Raw genomic sequence first — 25,913 nt, forward strand, 5'->3', positions numbered from 1 at the left:
CACTGGACGGCGCGTCATTTACTGTTAGGGTCGCGTCGAACGCCATAGGGGGACCAAGATGGCCGGAAATATCAAGATCTCAGAAGCTCAAGGCACGTGGGTTGTCCGCGCGGGCGGCGCCGTTCTAGGCGAATCCGCCAACGCGCTGATGCTGGAAGAAGACGGCTACCCCTTCGTTATCTACTTCCCCCGCACCGACATCGCGACGGCCTTCCTGGACGACAGCGACAAGACCACCACCTGCCCCCACAAGGGCCAGGCGAGCTACTATTCCATCGTTACGAAGTCGGTCACGCTGGATAACGCAGCGTTCAGCTACGAGTCCCCGAAGGATGATGTGGCGCAGATCGCCGGACACCTGGCCTTCATCCACGAAGGTGTGACAGTCGAACGGGTCTGATCCAAGTTAATCGGACTTGGATCGATTTATATGTTCGAAGCGCGCCGGATAGAGATCGTAGTCAGGACTTACGAACGAGGCGATCTTGCTGGCATTGTCGCGCTCTAGAACGAAATGACAGAAACGACGATCACTGCCGAAGAAGTTCAGAACCTTACGCTTGTGATCGGCGTATTGTGCCCGCCAAAGGCTTTCTACCCCTTTGGCCGGTAAGCCGTGGAACGACATTTGTCTTTCCATAAATGTCCCGTTGCGGTGTTTCCGGCGAGAAGCGACCCAAGCATCGACATTGCGGTCGTTTAGCAAGAAATACGCATCCGGATAAGCTTCTTTCCATAAGGGATATCGGTCGATGGGCTCGTGGAAAGAAGTATCGGTGGCGTATGTAAAGTCTGAGAAAACCTGCCCTTGTGAGAAGAGATGTAAACATTGTTTCGGAGTGTTACATTTTTCGGCTTCTATCGCCAGCGCGCGCCCATCTGCGAACAAATAGTGGACCGATCGCAGGCCGTTAGGCTCTGGACTCATAGCCAAAAGATGACGGCAGCGGCGAGGGCGATGGCTGAGAGGAAGACCGTGGGGCTTCTGTCGTAACGCGTGGCCACGCGTCTCCAGTCTTTCAGGCGACCGGACATGATCTCAATCCGGTTGCGCTTTCGGTAGCGGCGTTTGTCGTATTTGACCGGGGTGTCGCGTGACTTCCGGCCAGGGATGCAGGGCTTTATCTTCTTGTTGATAAGGTCTTCGCGGAACCAGTCCGCGTCGTATCCTCGGTCCCCCAAGAGCCAGTCGGCGTCCGGAAGACTGCTCAATAGAGCTCTGGCTCCAGTGTAATCGCTGGCCTGTCCCGCCGTCATGAAGAACCGGATAGGCCGCCCACACGCGTCCGTCACGGCGTGCAGCTTGGTGTTCATGCCGCCCTTCGTGCGTCCGATCAGGCGTCCACGCCCCCCTTTTTCGACCATAGACTCGAGGCCGTGCGATGCGCTTTCAGATACGTGGCGTCGATGGAGATCGTCTTGTTGTCGGGCGCCTCCGCCGCCAAGCCAGCCATGATCCGCGCGAACACGCCCATATCGCTCCACCGCTTCCAGCGGTTGTAGAGCGTCTTGTGGGGGCCATATTCACGCGGCGCATCTCGCCATCGCAAGCCATTGCGATTGATGAAGATAATGCCGCTCAGGACCCGTCGATCATCGACGCGGGGCACGCCATGGCTCTTGGGAAAGTAAGGCCGCAGCCGCTCCATCTGAGCCTCGCTCAGCCAGTATAGATCACTCATCACGCCCCCTTTGGTTCAGGGGCAGTGAATCACGCGGGCCGCAGAGCCTCAAGCAGATCAATGGGTCCTGACCCTACGCCGGAACAAATGATGCAGCGATGTCGTCCCAGATTTGTTAAACCCGATACAGAAAATCTTCGGCTTTGAACGCATCACTCCAAAATCTCGGTTCTTAATCAGTTTGATCATATTAGCGCAAAACTTCCGAAAGAGATTGTATACCGTCGAACCTGTGGCTTTCTGGAATCACGGGCGTATCACTCGCGCCGTGGATCTGTGGCAGCATCGCCTTGTACAGCGCAGATCCACCCGCATGCTGGCCGCGCTGCGCACTGTATTCTAGACCCTCCGATCCCTTATGGAATTTGAAATGTAACAGGACTGCCAAGCGTTCAGACACGATCATCTTCCTGTCCACCGAATGGGGCCCACGTGCGAAATTCGTGCCGCGTTGCCACTTCATCAGGGCCAACTTGTGCAACACGAACGGAGTACTGGAAAAGCTCGATTTGGTCACAGCGCGGACGAGGCGGTTCTGAAGACTCTGCAGCCCGCTTGGATTCAGGGGACGTTGCGTATGGGCGAACCTGGACAGTAGCCATCGTTGCACAAACCCAAGGGGACGGCGCTGGAAGAACAAACGTTCGCGCACGCCTCCCATGATCGCCACAGATGGCGTGGGATAGCGCTTCAAGAAACGCCTTGGCTGCGCCACAATCCGGATCCCGGTCGGCGGCTCTCCTTGTCCATCGAAGTATGGAAACGCCTGTTCCAATGGCCCCTCTCCATCATACGCCTGCTGTGCAATGGGTTGGTCAGAATACATATCCACCATCGCCGCGATCAGAACTTCTTCACCGGCACGGTCCAATTCACTGGCCAAATCCGGGAGAGATTGGTGCATGTTCTTGTAATAAAGGTGTTCGTCCAGATCGGGCAAAGTAACCCATGCACCTGTGCAGAACGCATCCAGAACGCTCTGCCTCCACATCGCGACATCCTCTTTATAACTGGACCCTTCTAATGGCTGAAACAGCGCCACGTCTTCCTGATCGTGCAGAAACGCGCTGCTACCATCGGTCGAGCGGTCATCGATAACATAAAAGCGGCTTACGCCGAGCCGCCTGTAGTGGTTCAAAAATTGCGGCAAGATGGTCAGTTCATTGTGGCAGATCGCCAAACAAGCAACACCGTCTTGAGCAGAGCCCGGTGTCAGCTGCCTCAGTTTACCAAGCGTTTCGCTCATGAATGCTCCTCTGCTGCCGTCGCCGCGAGCGCTGCGTTGTAGCGGCGCAGCGCATCGACATGGTGCAGCGTGCCAAGGATCTGCGGGGCCTGTCCGCTGTCACCGATCCGCGCCACCGGCAGCCACATGCGTGCTGTTTCCTCGAACATGGGCATCGCTACTTCCAGTGTCGCGTTGGGATCGATGAAGACACCTGCCTCCAGCGCTGCCCAGACATCGTCGGTCGGCACCGCATTGGCATGATCGGGCGGGCGCATCACGTTCGCCACCCTGAACATGCACAGCAGATAGGCCTGCGGTCCCTTCGAAAGATGCACGTCGCGGCGTTCCAACTGCGTCAGAAAAAACGACTTGTCGATGAACCGCGACGCTAGAGCGGTAGAGGTCGAGACGGCCACCATGACCGCCAAGCCGGTCTGCCAGTCGCCCGTCAGTTCGAACACGATCAGCGTGGTCGACACCGGCGCGCCCAGAACCGCCGCCGCGACAGCGCCCATGCCAGCCAGCGCGTACAGCGTTTCGGCGCCGGATACTTCTGGTGCGATCTTTGTCGCGACCAATCCGAAGGCGAGCCCCACCAACGCCCCAACCATCAGCGAAGGCGAGAAAATGCCGCCCCCCATCCGTCCGCCCATGGTGATCGCGACGGCGGCGACCTTCACCACCGTCAGAAGCACGGCGGTGCCGAAGGCCATCTGACCGGTCAGCGCCAAGGACGTCGTCTCGTAGCCCACACCGATGATCTGCGGGAAGAAGATCGCGATACAGCCCAGAATCGCGCCCGCCACGCCGGGACGGACCCAGTCGGGCACGCCCAGCTTCGCGCGCATCGCTTCGGCCACATCATCGGTCCAGAAGACTGCGCGCATCAACACGACGGCCACCGCGCCGCAGACAAGCCCCAGAAGCAGGAAAGCGGGTAGCTCGACGTAGAACTCCAGCGCCGATTGCCGGTCCAGCGCGAACTCCGTCACGCCCCCGAATTGCAGACGGTTGATGACCGTACCTACGGCGCTGGCGATGACGATGGGGGCGAAGGCGTGGATGGCGAAGTGGCGTAGAACGACCTCCATCGCAAACAGCGCCCCGGCGATCGGCGCGTTGAATGACGCAGACACGGCTGCCGCGACCGCACATCCCAGCAGGTCGCGCGCCGTCACGCCCCGCGCCTTGATCAGATCGTTCACCCAGCTGGATATCAGCGCCGCCAGATGCACCACCGGCCCTTCTCGGCCCGACGATCCACCCGATCCCAGTGTGATTAGCGATGCCGCCGCGCTTGCCAGCCCGGCCTTGGTCTCGACCCGTCCATCGCGCAATGCGGCGCCCTCGATGACCTCGGCCACGGACCGTACGCGGCCGCCGGGCGACAGTTTGAACAGGATCAGGCCCACGGTGAGGCCGCCGATGGTCGGGATGATGATGAACAGATACCATGGCAGATCGCGCGCCGCGCTGGCCAAACGGTTCACATCGTCAACGCCGTACAGCCACGCCTGCAAGATTTCGACGCCCATGCGGAAGAACAAGGCCGCGAAGCCAGAGGCCGTGCCGATCAGAAGCGCCAGGAACCAGAACTGCAACTGCCCCGGCCCCTCGTCGCGCAGCAGCGCCCAGCCGCGACGCCCGCGGGCCAGCGCGGTGTCGATGAAAGTCCAGTCCTTCGTCGCCCTCGGCGCGGCCATATCAGTGTTCCCGTCCCCTGCTGCCGTTCTATGCCCCAGCCACGCAAAGGACAAACCGCTTGGCGAAGGGCGGCGGTGCTGCCACGCTCGTCCCATGCTGAACCGCGCGCAAGATATGCCCACCGCCTTTCGTGACTCCTGGATGGCCCGCGACGCCGAAGCTTTGGCCGCGCTCTTCGCGCCGGACGCCGATTTCGTGAACGTCACCGGCCTGTGGTGGCGCAGCCGCGATGCGATCCGCAAAGCCCATCACTACGGGCTGACGACCTTCTTCGCGAATACCACTCTACGCGTCGGCCGGGTAGAGACACGCGATCTGGAAGAGACCGCGCTGGTCCACGCACGGCTAACCCTGACCGGACAGGTGGATACCGACGGCAGCGCGCTCGACACCCGCCGAACGATGATGCTGTTCGTCATGGCCCGTACGCCCGAAGGCTGGCACTGCGTTGCCGCCCAGAATACAGACATCCAACCGGGCGCAGAGACTATGACCGCCAAGGGTGGCGCACTCACCCCCAGAGACTACCGCTAGACCTTCATCGTTCTACAAATACCTGCCCCGGCCCGCTTTCTCGCGCCTAGTCCAACAAAGACCGTGCCGCCGCCCGCGCCTCGTCCGTCACACGGTCCCCCGAAAGCATCCGCGCGATCTCGTCCACGCGCTCGGTCTCGTCCAGCGGCGCCACATGGGACGTGGTCATCTCACCCTCGACCCGCTTTTCCACCCGCCAGTGATGCGCGCCCTTGGCCGCGACCTGCGGAGAGTGCGTTACCACCAGCACCTGCGCGCCCTCGGCCAGCGCCGACAAGCGCCGCCCGACTGCATCCGCCGTCGCCCCGCCCACGCCGCGGTCGATCTCGTCGAAGATCAGCGTCAGACCAGAGGCATGGCCGGTCAGGCAGACCTTTAGCGCCAGCAGAAAGCGCGACAGCTCGCCCCCCGACGCGATACGCCCCAGCGGCCCCGCCGGCGCGCCTGGGTTCGTTGCCACTGTGAATTCGACCGCATCGCGCCCCTCCGGTCCCGGCGGTGCGTCGGCGATCCCGGTGGCGAAGACGGCGCGTTCCATCTTCAACGGCGCCAATTCGGCGGCCATGGCGGCATCCAATCGCCCTGCCGCCTCGGCCCGGCGATCATGCAGCGCATCGGCCGCCTGCCCGTAGACGGCATCGGCCTCGGCCAGCGATGCCTTCAGGTCCGCGATGTTGCCTGCGCCCGCATCCAACGCCGTCAGCCGGTCGCGCAGCGCATCGGCATGATCCCCCAGGTCATCGGGCTGAACTTCGTATTTCCGCGCCAATCCCCGGATCGCGAACAACCGCTCTTCGGTACGCTCCAATTCGAATGGATCGAAGTCCAGCACGTCCAGAGCGCGCGCGACACCCTGTTCGGCCTCTGCCAGTTCGTGCATCGCACGGGTCAAGGCCGCGATCGGCTCGTCCAGCGCGCCGTCGAGCCCATCCGCCGCGCCGTCCAGCCAACGCGCCGCATCGCCCATCAGCGCCTCTGCCCCTTCGACGCCCAACATCGTGTGCGCCTTGGCGACATCCGCGCGCACCCGTTCCGCCGCCTGCATCCGCCGCCGCGCGGTATCAAGCGTCGCTTCCTCGCCCGCTTGCGGGTCGAGCGTATCGAGTTCGGCTACGGCGTGACGCAGAAACTCTTCCTCATCCCGCGCCGCAGCAAGTGCCGCCTCGGCCTGCGCCAACTGCTTCGCCGCCGCCGCACGCGCCGACCACGCGGCTTTCGTTTCGGCCAGTGCCGCGTCGTTGCCAGCGAAATCGTCCAGCAATGCCCGGTGTCCCTTGGGGTCCAGCAGCCCGCGATCATCATGCTGACCGTGCAGTTCGACCAGCGTTTCAGAGACCTGACGCAGCACTTCCCCACTGACGCGGCGGTCGTTGATCCATGCGGTCTTGCGCCCATCCTGAGTGTTCACACGACGCACGAGCAACTCACCTTCCGGCTCGAACCCGGCCTCTTGCAGCACGGCCCAGACCGGGTGATCGGCGGCTAGATCGAATTCGGCGGTCACTTCGCCACGCTCTGCGCCCTGCCGCACAAGCTCGGCCCGGCCACGCCAGCCCAGCACGAAGCCAAGGCAATCCAGCAAGATCGATTTGCCCGCACCGGTCTCACCGGTCAGCACGTTCAGACCGGGCTGGAAGGCAAGGTCCAACCGGTCGATCAGCAGCATGTCACGAATGTTCAGGCTGAGCAGCATTCCGCGCCCCGTTTCGATGTCGGGCAGCTATCGCATGGTGCGCGACAAGGGGGAAGGGATTGGCTTGCGTCCAGCCCTCTACAACCACTCGCCTTTGACGACCTGGCGGTAAACGGTGCGTAGCCAGGATTCGCCCGACGCCTCTAGCGTCAGCCCCCGCCCGGTCAGCAAAGCATAAGCGTCCTGATACCATTCCGTGGACTGGTAGTTGTAGCCAAGGATCGCACCTGCGGTCTGCGCTTCGGCTTCCAGACCAAGCGACAGATACGCCTCGACCAGACGCAACAACGCCTCGGGCGTGTGGGTCGTCGTCTGAAAATCTTCGACCACGACACGGAAGCGGTTGATGGATGATGTGTAGTGCTTGCGCTTGAGGTAGTAGCGCCCGATCTCCATCTCCTTGCCCGCAAGGTGGTTGAAGGCCAGATCGAACTTCAACACGGCAGAGCGCGCATATTCGCTGTCGGGATATTCCTCGATCGTCGTGCGCAGCGCCTGAAGCGCTTGGAACGTCAGGCCCTGGTCACGGCCCACGTCGTCGATTTGATCGTAGTAGCTGAGCGCCAGAAGATACTGCGCATAGGCCGCATCCTCACCGCTGGGATAAAATTGCAGATAACGCTGGGAGGCGCCCCGCGCGCTCTCGTAGTCGCCATCGCGGTGGTAGGCCAAGGCCTGCATCACCAGCGCGCGCTTGCCCCACTCGGAATAGGGATACAGGCGCTCAACCTCGGAAAAGAACTCTGCGGCCTCTTCAGGATCGTCCGTTTCAAGCTCCAACTCGGCGCGCTTGTAAATGGCTTCGGCATCCAGCGATTCCAGCGGAACATCCCGCGACGCACCGATACCAAGCCGACCACAGCCGACCAACGTCGTGCCCATCAATAAAACAAGGAGTACGCGACCCATGCCAGTCATCCTACCCATCCCCAAACGACCCTCTGCGCGCTTCTGTTAGCACAGTTGTCCGGAAGGCAAAACGCCATCGGCAGGATTTCCTTATGCCGCCAACGAAGGGGCGTCCTCGGTCCGCAGTCCAGCACCGGGCAGACGCGCCATCATCTGGGCATCAACCTCGACCACTTCGAATGCGGCGGGACGCGCGAAGAGCGCGCGCAACAGGGCGTTGGTCAGCGCGTGGCCGGACCGAACCCCGGTGTAGCGGCCAAGGATCGGCATTCCGGCCAGCGCCAGATCACCCAGCGCGTCCAGCATCTTGTGTCGCACGGCCTCATCAGCGTGGCGCAGACCACCCGGCGACAGAACTTCGGCCCCATCTACCACCACGGCATTGTGATAGGTACCGCCCAAGGCCAGCCCACGTTCGCGCATGGCATCCACGTCGGACGCACGGCAGAAGGTGCGGCTGTCGCACAGTTCATGCACGAAGGTGCCGTTGGCGAGGCTCAAACGCTTTTTCTGGTGGCCGATGGCGGCGTCGGCGAAATCGATGGAAAAGTCTATTTCCAGCCCGTCCGCCGGCTCCAATCGAGCGTAGGCAGGCCCGTTGCGGACCTCGACCACGTCACGTAGCCGCAACGCGCGGATCGGGCGGGTCTGGTCCTGCAGACCAGCTTCGAGGATCGCGGCAACGAAGGGCGCGGCGGATCCATCAAGGATCGGCACTTCCGGACCGTCGATCTCTATCAGCAGATTGTGGATGCCGCACCCGGCGACGGCGGCCATCACATGCTCGATGGTTGACACGCTGGCACCAGCGGCGTTGCGGATCAGCGTGCACAATTCACCTTGCTCGACCGCGTGCCACATGGCTGGGATCATCGCATCGCGCGCATCCAGATCAGAGCGTTTAAACCACAGGCCATGATCGGCAGGCGCCGGGCACAGACGCATACTCGCGGGCTTTCCCGAATGCAGGCCGACGCCGTTGAAAACCACTGCCGTGCTCAATGTCTTTTGCATGTTCGTCGCTCCTCGGATGGGTGCGTTTCTCCGCAATCATCAACTAGGCAGCCACGGCCCGCCACTCAAATCACCGATTGCAACGGTTGTGTAACACATGCCCAAACGGGTGCGCGGAACCCCGCCCCCTGCCAGATAGCTTCTTATAAAGCACTGTAATAAAACGGAAAAGGACCGGCGCGAGGCCGGTCCCTTTTGGTTAACGGACTGTTAGTTTGTGACCGCTCAGTTGGCCTGACGACGCAGGAAAGCGGGGATTTCGATGCGATCCTGATCGCTGCCGTCCGCCTCTTCCGGCTCATAGCGCGGCGCGGGCGGCACGGGGCGGCGTGCGGGGGCTGCGGACTGACGCGGCTCGGGCGCACCGTGCTGCGGCTGCTGCTCGTGACCGGTCATCCGGTTAATCAGCGAGTTGATCCCGAAGCGAGCGCGATCCTCTTCCGCAGCAGGCGCGCGGGATGGCGCTTGCGCGACCGGACGTGGAGCCTGTGCGACGGGGCGCGGCGCGGTCTCTGGTCCCTTCCCGGCGGCGCGCTGCAAGCGGGCCATTGTTTCGGCACTTGGCTGACCGGGCGTGGACGCAGCGGGTTGCGGCGCCGGAGCGGCCGGACGCGGTGCTGGCGCGGCTTCGCGCTGTTGGCGCGCACGCTCCCAATCACCGAAGAAGTCGTCTTCGCCCATACCGTCATCTTCAACTTCCGGCTGCTGCCGAGCGGTGGTCGCGACACGAGCAGCGGCGGGCTGCTGCGGCGCAGGCGCTTCTTCCTCGAACAGCGACATCTCGGGCTTGGGCGCGATCTCTTCGGCGACGGGACGGGCGACCGGCTCTGCCAAGCGACGGCGAGGCTTCGGCTCATCGCGCAGCTCGACAGAAGCGTCGATGCCGGTGGCAACCACGGAAACGCGCATCTTTCCGTTCATATCCGGGTCCAGCGTGGAACCGACGATGATGTTGGCGTCCGGGTCAACCTTGTCGCGGATGACGTTGGCGGCTTCGTCCAGCTCGTACAGCGTCAGGTCTTCGCCGCCGGTCACGTTGATCAGAACGCCCTTGGCACCGTTCAGCGACACTTCGTCCAGAAGCGGGTTGGCGATGGCCTTTTCGGCGGCCTGCATGGCGCGATCTTCGCCCTCGGCTTCTCCGGTGCCCATCATGGCCTTGCCCATCTCGTCCATCACGGCGCGCACGTCCGCGAAGTCGAGGTTGATCAGGCCCGGACGTACCATCAGGTCGGTCACGCCCTTCACACCTTGATACAGAACGTCATCGGCCATACCGAAGGCGTCGGTGCAGGTGGTCTTTTCATTCGCCAAGCGGAAGAGGTTCTGGTTCGGAATGATGATCAGCGTATCGACCATCTTCTGAAGCGTCTCGATGGCCTCTTCGGCCTGCTTCATCCGGCGATTGCCTTCGAACTGGAAGGGCTTGGTCACGACGCCGACGGTCAGAACGCCCAACTCACGCGCGGCCTGCGCAATGATCGGGGTCGCGCCGCTGCCGGTGCCGCCGCCCATACCGGCTGTGATGAAGCACATGTGGCTGCCCGCCAGGTGATCGACGATCTCTTCGATGCTTTCCTCGGCTGCGGCGGCCCCGACGGCAGCGCGTGCACCAGCACCCAGACCTTCGGTGACCTTCACGCCCATCTGCACACGGTTGGCGGATGCGGACTGTGCCAGCGCCTGTGCGTCTGTATTCGCAACGACGAATTCGACCCCGGCAAGCTGCTTTTCGATCATGTTGTTGACGGCATTGCCGCCCGCTCCGCCCACGCCGAACACGGTGATCCGGGGCTTGAGCTCTTCGTTCGTGGTCATGGTCAAATTGAGGGTCATCGCTGCGTCCGCCTGTGTTGTGCCCGCTTTTTGCCGCGGGCTTCCGCCTGATTTACTGGATTCTAACGAGCAGTGACTCTCGCGTCACCCAAAAAAGACCCGATTCGGCACAAAATGCTGCCCGATTCGCAAAGCTGTCAGCGGCATCCTGCCGAATCAGCTATATCCTGCGGCTACCAGTTATCCTTGAACCACCGCACCGCGCGCTTGAGCGACCGGGCAGAGCCGTTTTCGACCGGCATTTCGAAGTCCCACCACTCGTCCTGCGGGTTCGCCGCGAACAGGCACAGACCGACCGCACCCGCAAAAGCGGCACCCGTTGCCTTTTCGGGCAGACCGGCGACCCGCAACGGGCGACCGATGCGCACTTGTTGGCCAAGGATACGCGGCGCGATGATGTCCAGCCCCGGTATCTGACTGCCGCCACCGGTCAGCACGATGTGCTGGCTGGGCAGGCTGTCAAAGCCCGCCACATCCAGCCGTGCGCGCACCTCTTCCAGGATTTCCTCGACGCGCGGACGCATGATGCCGATCAGTTCAGCCCGGCTGACAGAGCGTCGGTCGTAGTCCCAATCGCCCGTCTGATCGCCACCGATTTCGATCAGATCGCGGTCGTCCATCGACGTCGCAACCACACCGCCGTGCAAGGTCTTCAACCGTTCCGCCGTTGCCAGCGACACCTGCAATCCCTTGGAGATATCCGCCGTCACGTGATCGCCGCCCATGCCCACGGCATCGGCAAAGATCAGATGCTTGCGCCAGAACAACGACAGTCCGGTCGCCCCGCCGCCAAGGTCGATGCAAGCGGCACCCAGCTCCTGCTCATTCTCGATCAAGCTGGCGATGCCGGACACATAGGCGCCCGACGCGAGCCCCGCCAATTCCAGATCGCAGCGCTTCACGCAGTGGATCAGGTTGGCCACCACACGCTGGTCGATGGTCAGCATGTGCATATCGCAGGCCAGCACGTCACCGATCTGGCCCCGTGGGTCATTCATGCCCGACCGGTGATCCAGCGCGAAGTTCACGGGCTGCGCGTGCAGCACTTCGCGTCCTTCCCCGAAGTCCGGCACGTCGCAGGCCGCGAGCACGCGGGCCACGTCCTGCTCTGTCACCTGCTCACCGCCCAATTCGATGCTGCCTGCCAGCCCGTAGCTGCGCGGCTCGCCCCCCGAAACAGAAGCGATCACGTGATCCACGCGGACCTGCGCCATCTTCTGTGCGGCCTGCACGGCGGTGCGGATCGCCCGCTCGGTCTCGTGCATCGCCTCGACCTCGCCGAAGCGCACCCCGCGCGAGCGCGTGGTCGCCGCGCCGATGATGCGGAACGCGGATTGCCCGGCCATCGATCCGATGCCTTCCACCGGCGTCGGCGCATCGTCGAACCGCAGGATCAGGCATGCGATCTTGGATGATCCCACGTCCAGAATCGCCACCACGCCGCGTTGCATCGCGGTTTGCCGCATGGACCGCATGGCCCGCTGGGATTGATACAAGTCGAACATCAATTATTCCCCAGTTCCGTGAATTTCACTTGTCGCAATGTCTGCGCCGCGTCGGGCCGCAAGCGCACCGTTGGACGACGCGGGTCGCGCATGTCGACCTGCATCACGTCGCGGGCAAACAGATCCTGAGCCGCATCAACGGCCAAAACCTGCTCCAGCGCCGCCACCGGGTTCGCTTCCGGCAGCTTGATCTTCTGCCCGTCCGACAGCACCACGTCCCACCGCCTCTCACCGATCCGCACAAGCCCACGCAAACGCGTCACGATCGGGGCTGCCGTGCGCACCAACGCAGCCGCCTCTTTCGCGGCGGCATCCGCACCCAGACCCGTCAGAAGCGGCAGGTCAGAGCGCGCGCTGCGGGTCTCCACCGGCATGACCAGATGTCCGTCCCCGTCGATCAGGTCCAGCCCGCGTGCCGTCCGCCACACAAACGCCGGCTTGCGCTGCTCGATCTGCATCGCCAGCACGCCACCGGGCTTGATCCGCAGCGACACGGTCTTGATGGCGTCCAGCGCCTGCACCCGGTTCTGCATCTCGACAAGGTCCAGATCGAAGGAAGAGATCGGGAAATCCAGCGCCAGAACCTCGCGCACATCCTCGGTCACGGTGTCCGACGCGCCGTCGACGGCCAGCATCTTGACCATGAACTCCTCGCGCGTCTGCACCTGGCTTTTGATATCTGCGACCCAGTTGGTAACCGCGTCGCGCCGGTCCTGATCGGCAAGGGACAGCGTCACGATCAACCCCACCGCGAACAGCGGCACGCCGAAGGTAAATCCGCGCCGGACACTTGGGGTCAGGGCCAGACGTTGCAATCGGTAGGCCAGCCGTGATGGCGCAGGATCGGGCTTATCGGACTTCTTTCGCGTAGCGCGGGCAATCATCTGTCGCATGAAGCATCCTCTACGATCCAACGGCAGAGCGCGCCGAAGGGCACCCCCGCATGGGCGGCCTGTTCGGGCGCAAGCGAGGTCGGCGTCATCCCCGGTTGCGTATTCGTCTCCAACAACACCAGCCCATCAAGGCCGCGCGCTTCATCCCAGCGATAATCCGTGCGGCTGATGCCCCGGCAGCCAAGGGCCACGTGGGCGCGCAGGGCATAGTCGAGGCAGGCGTCCGCGATGATCTGCGGCACTTCGGCGGGCACCACATGCCGCGACCCGCCCGGTTTGTACTTGGCGTCGTAGTCGTAGAAGCCGTCCGTCAGGATATCCGTCACGCCCATCGCCCGGTCGCCCATCACCAGCGTGGTCAGTTCACGCCCCGGCGCGAAGCGTTCGACCATTACCGTTTCGGGCATGTCATCGGACATTTGCGGCGGGCCGTTCGCGCCCTCGGGCACCAGATAGACGCCGACGCTGGAGCCTTCGTTGTAGGGCTTAACCACGTACGGCGGGTCCATCACATGGGCCGCGCGCACGGCATCCGCGCTGGCCAGAAGCGATGGCACCACCGGCAACCCCGCTTCGACATACGCGGCCTTCGACCGCTCCTTGTCCATCGCCACGGCAGAAGCCAGAACGCCCGAATGGGTGTAGGGAATGCGCATCCATTCCAGCAGGCCTTGAACGCAACCGTCCTCGCCCCACCGGCCATGCAATGCATTGAAAACGACGTCCGGGTTCAGATCGGCCAGCCGCGCGGGCAGGTCCGCACCAGCGTCCAGTTCCTCGACTCGGAATCCTTCGCCCCGAAGTGCTGCGGCGCATTCACGCCCCGACGACAGAGACACCTCGCGTTCGGCCGAGGGGCCACCCATCAAAACAACCACTTTGGGGTCTGCCCTGCTCGACATACCCACCACTCAATTTGCCTGCGCAGCCCTTGTTGTACGGGCCGTCGTTTTGATTGACGCTACGCGACGTTTCCCGCCATCATGCGTCGGGCGCGCGGTTTCCCACACGCCGTATTTCCCATTCTAGCCGAATCCCGCTGTCTTGGAAGACTTTTTCTCGGACAAGCTCGCCAAGTGACTCTAAATCATCAGCGGTCGCGCCATCAGCATTCAGCAGGAAGTTCGGATGCTTCTCTGACATCTGCGCGCCGCCCAGCCGGTAGCCGCGCAATCCTGCGTCTTCGATCACCTTCCAGGCCTTCAATTCATGCGTATCGTCGGCCTTCCCGGTGGACGAATGCCCCGCCGGATTGCGGAACGTGCTGCCCGCGCTGCGCTCTTTCGTCGGCTGACTGGCATCGCGCGCGGCGATTTGCTGGGTCATCCGCGCTTCCAGTTCATCGGGCTCGCCCACCTCTGCAGCGAAAACCGCCTGGGTCAGAACCCAACCGTCGGGCAATTCACTGGACCGATAGGCCAGGTTCAGGTCCGCTGCCGAGATCGTCACGACCTCTCCGCCGCGCGTCACCGCCTGCACTTCGATCAGGTGATCGGCAACATAGGAGCCATAACACCCCGCATTCATGCGAACCGCGCCGCCGATAGCGCCAGGGATCGTGCGCAGGAACGTCAGATCGCGCCCTGCTTGAGCTGCCTTTCGTGCCACATGCGCATCCAGCGCCGCCGCGCCTGCCGTGACCCGGTCGCCTTGGATAGAGATCGCGTTGAAGCCGCGCCCGAGCCGGATCACCACGCCGTCGATCCCACCGTCACGTACGATCAGATTCGAGCCAACGCCCATGGGAAACACGGGCGTCGCGGGGTCAAGCGCCGCCAAAAACGCGCTCAGATCATCCATGTCGACGGGCTGAAACAGCACCTCCGCCGGACCACCCACCCGTAACCACGTCAAATCGGCCAAGGGACGATCGGGCGTCAGCACGCCGCGCACGGCAGGCAAGCTCATTGCCGCGCCCCCGTCAGCCGCCCGAACCAGCGCGCCAAGTAAACGAAAGGCCATCGCAGGATCGACACGCCTGCGGCGAAGAAGATCAGCCCCGTCCAGAAACCCGCCGACGCGACGATCCACACCAACAGCGGGACACCGATGCCGATCAATACATAGGCCGCCGTCCAATGATGATCGCGCGACGGCAACATTGCCACGCCATTGGCCACCAGCACCCAGATGCACCCCAGAATGACCGCCATCGCCCTACTCGCCTGCTGCCCGGCGCATCGCCCAACGCGCCATATGGCGCAGCGGGTTGCGGAACATGGACACCAGCGCGACCGTGCAAAGGCCGACGGCGATCCAGCCGTGGACCGACCCGATCCACACCAACAGCAGCGGTGCCGCGATCAACAGGGCCAGACCCGGCGCATATTGCGCGCGCATCGGCAGCATCGCCACCGCGGTCGCCGCCAGCGCCCAAAGGCAGGCACAGATCAGCGGCCAGCTCATCCCAGCCGCTCGGGCAGATTGTTGGCCCAGGCGCTGATCGTGCCCGCGCCGAGGCAAACGACCATATCCCCCGGCCCCGCCTGTTCACGCACCAGACGCACCAGATCGTCTTCGTCGTGCAGTGCGCGCGCGTGGCGGTGACCATGGCGGATCAACCCGGCAACCAGGTCGTCACGGCCAGCACCGGGGATCGGGTCTTCTCCGGCAGCGTAGACATCCGCAATGCCTACGACGTCCGCTTCGTTGAAGCAGGCGCAGAAATCGTCGAACAGGCTGTGCAAGCGCGAGAACCTGTGCGGCTGATGCACCGCGATCACGCGGCCTTCGCAGGCCTGCCGCGCGGCTTTCAGCACGGCGGAGATTTCCACCGGGTGGTGGCCATAGTCGTCGATGATCTTCACGCCACCAACTTCGCCGACAAGAGTGAAGCGCCGGTTAACGCCACCAAAAGCCGCAAGCGCCGTCCGGATCTCTTCGCGCGACATGCCCAGATGACGTGCTACAGCCACGGCCGACAGCGCGTTGGAGACGTTGTGATCTCCCGGCATTGGCAAAGTGCAATTTTCAATTTTCGTGCTTTCGGCCTGCAATTCGATGTCGAAATGGGCCACGCCTTGCACATATCGAAGATTCACCGCGCGCACGTCCGCCTGAGCGTTGAAGCCGAACGTGACTACGCGCCGGTCGGTGATCCGTCCTACCAGCGCCTGCACTTCCTGATGGTCCGTGCAGCACACGGCCAGACCGTAGAACGGGATGTTCGACACGAAGTCATGGAAACCCTGACGCAGCGCATTGAAGTCGCCCCAATGTTCCATGTGCTCGGGGTCGATATTCGTCACGATGGCGATGGTCGCGGGCAGGCGGTTGAAAGAGCCGTCGCTCTCGTCCGCCTCGACCACCATCCATTCGCCCTTACCCATTCGCGCGTTAGAGCCGTATGCGTGGATGATCCCGCCGTTGATAACCGTCGGATCGACACCGCCGCCATCCAGAAGGGCGGCAACCATCGTGGTCGTCGTCGTCTTGCCGTGCGTGCCCGCCACCGCGATATTCGACTTCAGGCGCATCAACTCGGCCAGCATCTCTGCCCGGCGCACCACCGGCAGACCCTGTAGCCGCGCCGCGTCCAGCTCGGGATTACCCGGCTTGATCGCGGAAGAGATCACGACGACCTCTGCATCCTGCAGGTTCTCGGCGCTTTGGCCGATGAAGATCTTCGCGCCAAGGCTCTCCAGCCGGTCTGTGATCTTCGACCCCTTCAGATCGGACCCCTGCACCATATACCCATGGTTCAGAAGCACCTCTGCGATGCCGGACATGCCGATCCCGCCGATACCGACGAAATGGATAGCGCCCATCTGGGTGGGCAGTTTCGTGGGCCGTGCGGGCGTCATGGCGGTGTAATCCCTCTTTTCGTCCTTCACGGCGTCTCTCTTTCCAGCATCCGTTTGTCCAGTCTTCCGAAGTGTTCGACCAAGTCCGCAAGGTCCTGCGCCGCCTCGGGACGGCCCAAGGACAGCGCCTGTCGTGCCATGTGATTGGCCGCATCCGGCTGGGTCAGGATCGCCTCGATATTCGCCGCAAGAGCATCGGGCGTCAGCTTTGCCTCGGGGATCACCACGGCGGCTTCCGCCTCTGACAGACCGCGCGCGTTTGCCGTCTGGTGATCGGCCGTTGCCGCCGCATAGGGGATCAGGATCGAAGGCCGCCCGATGCAGGATATATCCGCGATAGAAGACGCCCCCGCCCGGCTGATAACCAGCTGTGCCTCGGCCATGCGCGACGGCACATCATCGAAGAATGGCTGCACATCAGCGGACAGGCCGTGCTCTGCGTAAAACGTCGCGACACGCTCTTCATCCTCGCCTCGCGCCTGATGCGCGATGCGCAGATTACGTTGCACATCTTCCGGCAATCGCGCGATAGCCTGAGGCACCACATCCGACAGGATACGTGCGCCTTGGCTGCCCCCGATAACCAGCAGCGACATGGGGTAATCACCCGGCGGGATATAGGCGGCACCCGCGCGCGCCTTTACCGCGCCGCGCACCGGGTTACCGGAAAACAATCCCTCGACGCCTTCGGGCAGATCGGTGGGCCATGTTCCGCAGGCCACAGCATTCACGCGCTTTGCAAACCGATGGTTCACGCGCCCCAACACGCCGTTCTGCTCATGGATCAGACGCGGCAGCTTCAGGACACCACCGGCCGCCAACGCCGGGATCGAAGGATAACCGCCGAAGCCGGCAACCACCGCCGGACGGTCACGCCGCATGGCCATGATCGCCTGCGCCACGCCACCCATAACGCGAAACGGCACACCCGCCTTCGCAATCAGACCGCCGCGCGCGAAAGTGGCGCTGCCGACCTCCTCGATCTGTACTTCGTCCGGGAACCCGCCTGCGTACCGCGCACCGCGCGCATCGGTGGACAGTTTCACCCGCCATCCGCGCGACAGCAGTTCTTCGGCCAGCGATTGGGCTGGGAACATGTGCCCGCCGGTTCCGCCGGCGGCGATCAGGCAAAGTGGAGGGTTCATGCGGGGCCCCTAACGGCTTGCAGAATTCGCGCTTTTTTGCCGATTTCAGCCAAATGAAGCCACCCAAACTTTACCAATTCGCACAATTCCGCCGATCAACGCCGCCCGAGAATATCACCGATCTCACCCTGTGGCCTGATCCGCGTGAACGCCAGCAGCATGCCGACGGAAATCCCCATGGCAATGATCGAAGAGCCACCGTAGCTGACAAACGGCAACGTCATGCCCTTCGCGGGCAGCAAGCGCACCGCCACGCCCATGTTGATCATCGCCTGCACGCCGAAGGTGCAGGCCAGACCCGTTCCGGCCAAGCGGATGAACGGATCGCGCTCTCGCATCATCCGCGTCAGCGACCGCGCCACGATGGTCGCGTACAGCCCGATGACGAAGAGGACCAGCAAAAGACCGTATTCCTCTGCCGCGACGGCGATGATGAAATCGGTATGCGCGTCAGGCAAGGACCATTTCACCTGCCCCTCGCCCACGCCGACGCCGAACAAGCCGCCTTCCTGGATCGCGTTCGCCGCATAACCAAGCTGCGTGCGCGGATCGAGATCCGGCGTCAGGAACCCGTCAATCCGCCGCGCAAAGTGTTCGGATGACGAATAGGCCAACGTTCCCGCCGCAACCACGCCGCCCGCCAGACCCGCCAGCAACACGAACGGCGCGCCGGCGACGAAGTACATCACGCCCCATGAGAACAGCACCAGCGATGCCTGACCGAAGTCAGGCTGCAGCGCGAGAAAACCCACGATGACCAAACATATCGCAAGGCTCATGGATCTGCCCGGTGGGCCATTCAATTCCTGGCTGGCGCCGATCATCCATGCCGCGACCACGACGAAACCCGGCTTCAGGAACTCGGACGGCTGAATCGCGGCGAAGCCCAGTGAATACCAGCGCACCGCGCCCTTGCCGAAATCGGTGCCCGCGAAGGGCAACCCGACCAGCGCCACGAAGGACACCGCGAAGCCGACGACAGCCAATCGCCGCACCAGTTTCGGCGACATCATCGTCGTCATAACCATCGCCAAAAGGGCGGCGCCACCAAAAATCGCCTGCTTTGTCACGTAGTGGAACGGCTCGAATCCGTTCCGCGCGGCCAAGGGCGGGGACGCTGCAAGGCCCAGCAGAAGGCCAACGCCGAATAGAACGAAGACGCAGGACAACGACCATTTATCGATCGTGCGCCACCATTTGGGAAGGATCGGCTCACCCGATTGCACCGGAACGGTGCCGTAGACCATCTCGGTCATGCCTGTCTGCCTCTCGCCTGCTCGCCCGTTTTCCGGATCTGTCGCACAGCCTATTGCGGCACCTTGCCCCGCGCTACCCCCACTTGACCGCTCTTGCGCCGCTGCGACCTTCGCGCCACGTGTGCGGCATGAATGTGAACACCCTGATCCTTGGCGCCGGTGCCGCAGGCCTGATGTGCGCCGCGCACGCGGGCGCCGACACCTTGGTCATCGACCATGCGAAAAGCCCCGGAGAGAAGATCCGCATTTCGGGCGGCGGACGGTGCAATTTCACGAATTTGGGCATTCAGCCGGAGCGTTTCCTGTCGGAAAACCCGCATTTCGCGAAATCCACTCTGTCGCGTTATACACAATGGGACTTTCTGGACCTGGTCGAGCGTCACGGGATCGCATGGCATGAGAAGACGCTGGGCCAGCTGTTCTGCGACGGCAAGGCGACCCAAATCGTGGACATGCTGCTTGCAGAAATGGCCCCCGCCCAGCTTTGGTTGCGCACCGAGGTTGGCGAAGTGTCCCACGACGGCACCCGGTTCCGCGTGGTGCTGACGCGAGAGGGACGCAATACGACCGTGTCTGCGCAAATCCTCGTCCTCGCCACCGGTGGTCTGTCGATCCCGAAGATGGGCGCGACGGGTCTTGCCTACCGTATCGCCAGCCAGTTCGGTCATGGATTGATCGACACGCGCGCGGGCCTCGTTCCCTTCACATTCTCCGGCGCGCCTTTGGATCCGTTGAAAGCTTTGGCGGGCGTCGCCGCCCCCGCGCGTGTCATATGTGAGACGGCAGCCTTCGACGAGGCCCTTCTGTTCACCCACCGCGGCCTGTCCGGCCCCGCCGTCTTGCAGATCAGTTCCTACTGGTCCGAGGGGCAGTCGATTACGTTGAACCTCGATCCCGAAGATAAACTGGCCGCTGCATTGAGGGTAGCACGCGAAGACGAACCCCGTCGTGATCCCGCAACGATCCTGTCACGCCACCTGCCCCAAAGGCTCGTCGCGCAAATGATGTCCGGCGGGAGTCAGACAAAGGTCCGACAATTGTCCGACAGCCAAATTGAAGAGATTTCAGACCGGTTCCGCCGCTGGAAGGTCACCCCTTCGGGCACCGAAGGCTACCGCACGGCAGAGGTCACGCTGGGTGGCATCGACACCGCTGGTCTATCGTCCAAGACGATGGAAAGCCGTCACCAACCGGGCCTTTTCGCAATCGGAGAAGCGGTGGACGTTACCGGCTGGCTGGGCGGGTACAATTTCCAGTGGGCATGGTCGTCAGGCTGGGCCGCAGGTCAAGAGATCAGCGCAAGGCATTGACGAGGCGCGTGAAGTCCTCGCCGCGTTTTTCGAAGTTCGGATACTGATCGAAGGAAGCGGCAGCGGGGGCCAGTAGTACCACCTCTCCCGGCTCAGCCTCTGCCGCCGCCCGTGCCACCGCCACCTCCATCGTGTCGCAGACTTCGGAGGCGACGCCGGTCAGTTGCACCGCGAAATCGCGGGCCGAGTGGCCGATCAGGTAGGCTTTCACGACTGACACCAGATACGGCTCCAGCGCCGCAACGCCACCTTCTTTACCCAACCCACCGGCGATCCAGCGGATCTTATCGAACGCTTGTAGGGCTTTTCCGGCTGCATCCACGTTCGTCGCCTTGCTGTCGTTCACGAAGCGAACACCACCACGCTCTGCCACCAATTGCGAGCGATGGGGCAGTCCGGCAAAAGAGTGCATCGCGGCTTCGATGCCCTTGGGCGACAGCCCCAGAGCGCGACACGCCGCATAGGCGCAGCATGCGTTCTGGTGGTTGTGACTACCTGGCAACCCCTTGATGTCGCGCAAATCTATCGAACCCACCTGCCGTGCCTTGCGCCATTCGGCCAAGAACCCCTTGCGCGCCACGACCGTCCAGCCCGGACCCGGCAGCTTACGCTCGACGCTGATACGGATCAGCCGATCGTCGCCCAAACCCTCAGCCATCTGGTTGGCCAGGAACCGCCCCTCATCCTCATCCACGCCGATGACAGCACGATCCGGCCCCCCTTCGGAAAACAGCCGCCGTTTGGCCGCGAAGTAGCCGCCCATGCCACCGTGCCGATCCAGATGATCGGGGGAAAGGTTCGTGAAAACAGCCACATCCGGCGTCAGCGCGCGTGCCAGTTCCGTCTGGTAGGACGACAACTCCAGCACCACTACATCCCCATCGCCAGGCGGATCGAGGTCCAAAACACCCCGCCCGATATTGCCGGCAAGCTGCACCGAGCGCCCGCCCTCGGACAGGATATGCGCGATCAGCGCCGAAGTAGTGGATTTCCCGTTCGACCCCGTCACCGCGATGACCTTCGGCAGGCCGTCAGCCCCGTCCCCGACCGAGCGGAAGAACAGCCCGATATCGTTGTCCACCGGAATGCCCGCTGCCATAGCCCCCGCGATCACCGGGTGTGGCTTGGGATAAAGATGCGGTATGCCGGGCGACACGACCAGTTCGGCTACGCCCTCAAAGGCCCCGCCACGCGTCAGATCGCGTAGCTCGAAACCCTCGGACTCGGCGCGGGCGCGGCCCTCGTCCCCGTCGTCCCAGCAGATCGGCACGCCACCCCCCGCCCGGATCGCGCGCGCCGCAGACAGGCCAGAGCGTCCCAGCCCCAGCACCGCGACTTCGCGATCTTCGACGCCGACCACCGGGATCATGCCCCTGCCTCTCTTTGCTTTTTCAAATACCCGTCGACAACGACCACTGGCACTATCGCAGCTTCAGCGTGGCCAGCCCGATCAGCGCCAGAATAAGCGAGATGATCCAGAACCGGATGACGATCTGAGGCTCGGCCCAGCCGCGTTTTTCGAAGTGGTGGTGAATCGGCGCCATCAGAAACACGCGTTTACCGGTGCGTTTGAAGTAAAACACCTGAATGATGACCGACATCGCTTCGACCACGAAAAGTCCGCCCACAATGGCCAGCACCAATTCGTGCTTGATCGCGACCGCGATGGCGCCCAGCGCACCACCCAAGGCAAGCGACCCCGTGTCCCCCATGAAGACTGCGGCCGGAGGTGCGTTGTACCACAAGAAGCCCAATCCGCCGCCGATCAGAGCCGAGGTGAAGATGAGGATTTCGCCGGTGCCGGGAACGTAATGCACGTCCAGATACTCGGTGAAGTCGGTCCGCCCGACCGTGTAGGCAATGATGCCCAGCGTTGCGCCGGCGATCATCACCGGCATGATCGCCAAGCCGTCCAGCCCGTCCGTCAGGTTCACCGCGTTGGCCGCTCCTACGATCACGATCATCGCGAAGGGTACGAACAGGAACCCGAGGTTCAGCAAAACATCCTTGAAGATTGGGAACGCCAGCTGGTTCGTCAATTCCGGCGGGTGGAACCACGCCGCCCAGACGCCCGCGATCAGCGCGATGGTGAACCCGATCGCCAATCGCACCTTGCCCGACAGGCCCGCATGCGTGTTTTTCGTCACCTTGGCGTAATCGTCCATGAAGCCGATGGCTCCGAAACCGCCCGTCACGAACAGCAGCATCCAGACGTAGGGATTGTCGAGCCGCCCCCATAACAGTGTCGAAAAAAGCAACGCGCCCAGGATCAACACACCTCCCATCGTGGGCGTTCCGGCCTTGGCCAGATGGCCTTCAGGGCCGTCAGCGCGGATCGGTTGGCCGTGGCTCTGGCGGCGCCGCAGAAGGTTGATCAGCGGGCGTCCGAAGACAAAACCGAAGATCAAAGCGGTGAAGAACGCGGCTCCGGCGCGGAATGTGATATATTGAAAGAGGTTGAAGAACCCCCCGTCGTCCGAGAACGCGGTCAGCCAGTAAAGCATCTTTCAGGATTCCTTCGTGCCAGTTCGGCGGTGGCGGTCGCGATGGCCCAATTCGCGGATCGCGTCAACGACCCGTGAGGTGCGGGCCGACTTCGATCCCTTGACCAGCACGATATCGCCCGCACGCAGGATCTGACCGATCTTGTCGGCGGCTTCCTCTGCCGTTGCAAAGTGATCGCCGCGTTTTCCTGCGGGTAGAGCATCATGCAGGGCCTGCATGGCTGGACCAGCGGTGATGATCGTATCGATGGCCTGCACCGAAGGATGGCGTGCAAGACCTTTGTGCAAGCTGGGCCCGTCTGGCCCCAATTCCAACATATCGCCCAGCACAGCGACTCGTCGGCCATTCGTTTGTGGTTCTACGGCGGCTAAGCGGTCGAGTGCCGCCCCGACCGACGCCGGGTTGGCGTTGAAGGCGTCGTCGATCAGATCGATCCAATGGTCCAACGCCGGATCGACCTCGATCCGCTCGCGCGTGCCCCGACCGGAAGGGGGAGCCCAAGCCGCAAGCGCTTGTGCTGCGCGGTCCGGGTCCGCGCCCAAAGGTTCGGCGGCGCAGATCACCGAAGCGGCGTTCATCGCAAGATGCCGACCGGCCGCGCCAATCTTGAAGGTAATATCGTGTTTCTGGTGGTTGGCAGAGACGATAGTGGTCTCATTCACCAGTTGAACACGCGAAATGTGAAAGTCGGCGACAGTCTCGCCGAATGTGATCACGTTCTGGCCGCCCGCGTCGCGCAGGATGTCGGATGTCGGCAGATCGGCGTTCACGATTGCGGTGCCGTCCGGCTCCAGCCCTTCGAAGATCGACGCTTTTTCGCGGGCGATGCCCTCAATGTCCTCGAATGCCTCAAGATGCGCGGGGGCGACCGTCGTGACGATAGCGGCATGGGGGCGGGCGAGCCTAGATAGCGGGGCGATCTCGCCGGGGTTGCTCATCCCGATTTCGATGATGGCAAGTTCGGTGTCAGGGGGCATCCGCGCAAGCGTCAGCGGCACGCCCCAATGATTATTGTAGCTGGCTTCGGCGGCGTGAACCCGCAGTTGACCGGAAAACGCCGTTCGCGCCATTTCCTTCGTGGTCGTCTTGCCGACCGAGCCTGTGATCGCCAGCACCCGCCCAACCAGCCGGTTGCGGGCATATCGGCCGAGAGCCTCCAGCCCTGCCTGAACGTCATCCACGACCAGCAGCGGCGCGGTGTGATCACACCCTTCCGGAATGCGCGACACCAACGCGGCAGCGGCACCATTTTCCAGCGCTTGCGCCACGAAATCGTGACCGTCGCGCGCTGCGCTGAGGGCGATGAACAGATCGCCCGGCTGCAAGGTGCGTGTGTCGATGGACACGCCCGTCGCCACCCAAGGTTGCGTTGTCAGACCCCAAGTGGCTTCGACCGCGTCGGCGGATGTCCACAAGCTCATACGACGCGCCCATCCAAAGCGGCGACGGCCAAGCTGGCCTGTTCAGCATCGTCGAAGGGGTAGACGGTGTCGCCGATGGTTTGCCCGGTCTCGTGGCCCTTACCCGCAATCAGTAATGCATCCCCCGGCTCTAGCGCATCGACACCGCGCAGGATCGCTTCGGCGCGATCAGCAACTTCGATGGCCTGATCATCGGATTTGAGGATTTCGCGCCTTATTGCCGCCGGTTCTTCGCTCCGAGGGTTATCGTCTGTCACATATCGCACATCCGCGTGGTCGCGGGCGGCGGTCCCCATCAGCGGGCGCTTGCCTTTGTCGCGGTCTCCACCGGCACCGTAGACAACGATAAGGCGGCCCATCACATGCGGACGCAGCGCTTGCAAAGCCGTTTCCAGCGCGGCTGGGGTGTGGGCGTAGTCCACGAAGACCGCCGCGCCGTTGTTCCGGGTGGCGGCCAGTTGCATCCGGCCCCGCACGGTGTCGAGCATTGGCAGGACGTCGAAAACATCGCGGGGATCCGCCCCAGCGCCGATGGCAAGGCCTGCAGCAAGCAGCACATTGTCGGCCTGAAAGCCACCGATCAGGCCAAGACGGACCTGACGCGCGGCACCGTTCCAGGTGAACCGCAGCTCTTGCCCCGTCGCGTCGAACCGCTGGCCAGTGATCCGCAGGGCTGCATCCGCCGCTCGCCCTACGGTCAGAACATCCTGCCCCCGGCGCTCGGCCACGGCGCGCATAGCCGCGCCCTTGGGATCATCGCTGTTGATGACGGCCACGCCATCTTCGGGTAGGACGCGGTCGAACAAACCGGCTTTGGCTTCGAAATACTCTTCGAAGTCAGCGTGATAGTCCAAGTGATCTTGCGTGAAGTTCGAGAACCCCGCCGCCGCAAGCGTCACGCCGTCCAGCCGAAACTGGTCCAATCCGTGCGAGGACGCTTCCATCGCGACATGGGTGATTCCCGCCTGTGATGCCTCGGCCAGCACACGGTGCAGGGTGATCGGTTCGGGCGTCGTGTGGTGCAGCGGGGTAGTCCACGCACCCTCGACCCCCGTCGTGCCCAGATTCACCGCGTCCAAGCCCATGGCCATCCAGATCTGGCGTGTGAAGCTGGCAACGCTTGTCTTGCCGTTGGTGCCCGTCACTGCAACGACCGTGCCGGGGGTCGCACCGAACCAAAGTGCTGACGCATAGGCCAACGCCTGTCGTGGCTCTTCCGCGACGACCAGCGCGACGTCGCCCAAATCGCCCAGCATCCGCGCACCGTCGCGATCCGTCAGGACCGCGACCGCGCCCATGCGCACAGCGTATTGCACGAATTCTGCGCCATGGACCCGCGATCCGGGCAGTGCTGCGAACAGGTGTCCCGCCTTTGTCTCTCGGCTGTCCACCGACAGGCCGGTGATGCGCACCTCGCGGCCGTTTTGCGCGGCTAGGCCAAGATCGGCCAGCGTTCGGACGTGATCGCTCATGCT

The 25,913-nt window shown here is 63.1% G+C and carries 24 protein-coding genes; 3 read left to right on the forward strand and 21 right to left on the reverse strand.

Going from position 1 to position 25,913, the window contains the following annotated elements; genetic code table 11:
- Positions 1 to 58: 58 nt before the first annotated feature.
- A complete protein-coding gene (locus FIU81_RS11035; protein WP_124112286.1) occupies positions 59 to 400 on the forward strand; it encodes a DUF427 domain-containing protein in 342 nt (113 codons plus the stop codon).
- Between the two features lie 6 nt (positions 401 to 406).
- Here FIU81_RS11035 and FIU81_RS11040 read toward each other — a convergent pair whose 3' ends face one another.
- The 4 genes from FIU81_RS11040 to FIU81_RS11055 form a co-directional block, all read right to left on the reverse strand.
- Entirely contained in the window at positions 407 to 928 is a 522-nt protein-coding gene (locus FIU81_RS11040; protein ID WP_152460915.1) for a hypothetical protein, read from the reverse strand.
- Positions 925 to 1,682 (reverse strand): IS5 family transposase gene (locus FIU81_RS11045; RefSeq protein ID WP_152460916.1). Its coding sequence is split into 2 segments (ribosomal slippage): positions 925 to 1,358 and positions 1,358 to 1,682, totalling 759 coding nucleotides; the frame shifts between segments, so codons are not numbered across the junction. The genes FIU81_RS11040 and FIU81_RS11045 overlap by 4 nt, the downstream gene beginning before the upstream one ends.
- A gap of 190 nt (positions 1,683 to 1,872) precedes the next feature.
- A complete protein-coding gene (locus FIU81_RS11050) occupies positions 1,873 to 2,928 on the reverse strand; it encodes a glycosyltransferase family 2 protein (RefSeq protein WP_124112087.1) in 1,056 nt (351 codons plus the stop codon).
- The gene (locus tag FIU81_RS11055; protein ID WP_124112088.1) at positions 2,925 to 4,613 is read right to left on the reverse strand and encodes a chloride channel protein; all 1,689 of its coding nucleotides are present in this window, start codon (positions 4,611 to 4,613) and stop codon (positions 2,925 to 2,927) included. Before FIU81_RS11055 ends, FIU81_RS11050 begins: the two co-directional genes overlap by 4 nt.
- A gap of 94 nt (positions 4,614 to 4,707) precedes the next feature.
- Between FIU81_RS11055 and FIU81_RS11060 the strand changes: the two genes are divergently transcribed.
- Positions 4,708 to 5,148, forward strand: coding sequence for an SgcJ/EcaC family oxidoreductase (locus FIU81_RS11060; RefSeq protein WP_124112089.1), 441 nt, complete (start codon positions 4,708 to 4,710; stop codon positions 5,146 to 5,148).
- Positions 5,149 to 5,194: 46 nt separating this feature from the next.
- Here FIU81_RS11060 and recN read toward each other — a convergent pair whose 3' ends face one another.
- From recN to ftsW, 13 genes are all read right to left on the reverse strand, one after another.
- Positions 5,195 to 6,841 (reverse strand): DNA repair protein RecN, encoded by a 1,647-nt coding sequence (gene recN, locus FIU81_RS11065; protein ID WP_124112090.1) that lies wholly within the window; start codon positions 6,839 to 6,841, stop codon positions 5,195 to 5,197.
- A 78-nt stretch (positions 6,842 to 6,919) separates the two neighbouring features.
- Positions 6,920 to 7,723: an outer membrane protein assembly factor BamD gene (locus FIU81_RS11070; protein ID WP_254696058.1), complete on the reverse strand. Its 804-nt coding sequence runs from the start codon at positions 7,721 to 7,723 to the stop codon at positions 6,920 to 6,922.
- A gap of 117 nt (positions 7,724 to 7,840) precedes the next feature.
- On the reverse strand, positions 7,841 to 8,764 hold the full coding sequence (gene lpxC / locus FIU81_RS11075; RefSeq protein WP_124112092.1) for a UDP-3-O-acyl-N-acetylglucosamine deacetylase: 924 nt from the start codon (positions 8,762 to 8,764) through the stop codon (positions 7,841 to 7,843).
- Between the two features lie 225 nt (positions 8,765 to 8,989).
- Entirely contained in the window at positions 8,990 to 10,600 is a 1,611-nt protein-coding gene (ftsZ, locus tag FIU81_RS11080) for a cell division protein FtsZ (protein WP_124112093.1), read from the reverse strand.
- A gap of 173 nt (positions 10,601 to 10,773) precedes the next feature.
- A complete protein-coding gene (gene ftsA, locus FIU81_RS11085) occupies positions 10,774 to 12,105 on the reverse strand; it encodes a cell division protein FtsA (RefSeq protein WP_124112094.1) in 1,332 nt (443 codons plus the stop codon).
- Positions 12,105 to 12,998, reverse strand: a complete 894-nt coding sequence (locus tag FIU81_RS11090) for a cell division protein FtsQ/DivIB (RefSeq protein WP_254695900.1) — start codon at positions 12,996 to 12,998, stop codon at positions 12,105 to 12,107. The genes ftsA and FIU81_RS11090 overlap by 1 nt, the downstream gene beginning before the upstream one ends.
- Positions 12,986 to 13,864, reverse strand: a complete 879-nt coding sequence (locus FIU81_RS11095) for a D-alanine--D-alanine ligase (RefSeq protein ID WP_254695901.1) — start codon at positions 13,862 to 13,864, stop codon at positions 12,986 to 12,988. The genes FIU81_RS11090 and FIU81_RS11095 overlap by 13 nt, the downstream gene beginning before the upstream one ends.
- 115 nt (positions 13,865 to 13,979) lie before the next feature.
- Positions 13,980 to 14,906, reverse strand: coding sequence for a UDP-N-acetylmuramate dehydrogenase (gene murB / locus FIU81_RS11100; protein ID WP_124112095.1), 927 nt, complete (start codon positions 14,904 to 14,906; stop codon positions 13,980 to 13,982).
- Positions 14,903 to 15,151 carry a DUF2484 family protein gene (locus FIU81_RS11105; protein WP_124112096.1) on the reverse strand — a complete coding sequence of 83 codons (249 nt, stop codon included), beginning with the start codon at positions 15,149 to 15,151 and terminating at the stop codon, positions 14,903 to 14,905. Before FIU81_RS11105 ends, murB begins: the two co-directional genes overlap by 4 nt.
- A 4-nt stretch (positions 15,152 to 15,155) precedes the next feature.
- Entirely contained in the window at positions 15,156 to 15,404 is a 249-nt protein-coding gene (locus FIU81_RS11110) for a DUF2484 family protein (RefSeq protein ID WP_124112097.1), read from the reverse strand.
- Entirely contained in the window at positions 15,401 to 16,801 is a 1,401-nt protein-coding gene (murC, locus tag FIU81_RS11115; protein ID WP_124112168.1) for a UDP-N-acetylmuramate--L-alanine ligase, read from the reverse strand. The genes FIU81_RS11110 and murC overlap by 4 nt, the downstream gene beginning before the upstream one ends.
- Positions 16,802 to 16,827: 26 nt before the next feature.
- On the reverse strand, positions 16,828 to 17,946 hold the full coding sequence (locus FIU81_RS11120) for a UDP-N-acetylglucosamine--N-acetylmuramyl-(pentapeptide) pyrophosphoryl-undecaprenol N-acetylglucosamine transferase (RefSeq protein WP_124112098.1): 1,119 nt from the start codon (positions 17,944 to 17,946) through the stop codon (positions 16,828 to 16,830).
- Positions 17,947 to 18,041: 95 nt separating this feature from the next.
- On the reverse strand, positions 18,042 to 19,202 hold the full coding sequence (gene ftsW / locus FIU81_RS11125) for a putative lipid II flippase FtsW (protein ID WP_124112099.1): 1,161 nt from the start codon (positions 19,200 to 19,202) through the stop codon (positions 18,042 to 18,044).
- Between the two features lie 128 nt (positions 19,203 to 19,330).
- Here ftsW and FIU81_RS11130 point away from each other — a divergent pair, with 128 nt between their 5' ends.
- Positions 19,331 to 20,512: an NAD(P)/FAD-dependent oxidoreductase gene (locus tag FIU81_RS11130; protein WP_124112100.1), complete on the forward strand. Its 1,182-nt coding sequence runs from the start codon at positions 19,331 to 19,333 to the stop codon at positions 20,510 to 20,512.
- Here the strand turns inward: FIU81_RS11130 and murD are convergent.
- Genes murD through FIU81_RS11150 form a run of 4 tightly spaced genes read right to left on the reverse strand, consistent with a single transcriptional unit; the run spans position 20,496 to position 25,910 of the window.
- On the reverse strand, positions 20,496 to 21,881 hold the full coding sequence (gene murD, locus FIU81_RS11135; RefSeq protein WP_124112101.1) for a UDP-N-acetylmuramoyl-L-alanine--D-glutamate ligase: 1,386 nt from the start codon (positions 21,879 to 21,881) through the stop codon (positions 20,496 to 20,498). The genes FIU81_RS11130 and murD overlap by 17 nt on opposite strands.
- A gap of 52 nt (positions 21,882 to 21,933) precedes the next feature.
- The gene (gene mraY, locus FIU81_RS11140; RefSeq protein WP_124112102.1) at positions 21,934 to 23,016 is read right to left on the reverse strand and encodes a phospho-N-acetylmuramoyl-pentapeptide-transferase; all 1,083 of its coding nucleotides are present in this window, start codon (positions 23,014 to 23,016) and stop codon (positions 21,934 to 21,936) included.
- Positions 23,017 to 23,019: 3 nt separating this feature from the next.
- The gene (locus FIU81_RS11145) at positions 23,020 to 24,438 is read right to left on the reverse strand and encodes a UDP-N-acetylmuramoyl-tripeptide--D-alanyl-D-alanine ligase (protein ID WP_124112103.1); all 1,419 of its coding nucleotides are present in this window, start codon (positions 24,436 to 24,438) and stop codon (positions 23,020 to 23,022) included.
- Positions 24,435 to 25,910, reverse strand: a complete 1,476-nt coding sequence (locus FIU81_RS11150) for a UDP-N-acetylmuramoyl-L-alanyl-D-glutamate--2,6-diaminopimelate ligase (protein WP_124112104.1) — start codon at positions 25,908 to 25,910, stop codon at positions 24,435 to 24,437. Before FIU81_RS11150 ends, FIU81_RS11145 begins: the two co-directional genes overlap by 4 nt.
- Positions 25,911 to 25,913 lie beyond the last annotated feature (3 nt).

Origin of the sequence: Palleronia sp. THAF1, assembly GCF_009363795.1 — a bacterium.
Taxonomy (GTDB): domain Bacteria; phylum Pseudomonadota; class Alphaproteobacteria; order Rhodobacterales; family Rhodobacteraceae; genus Palleronia.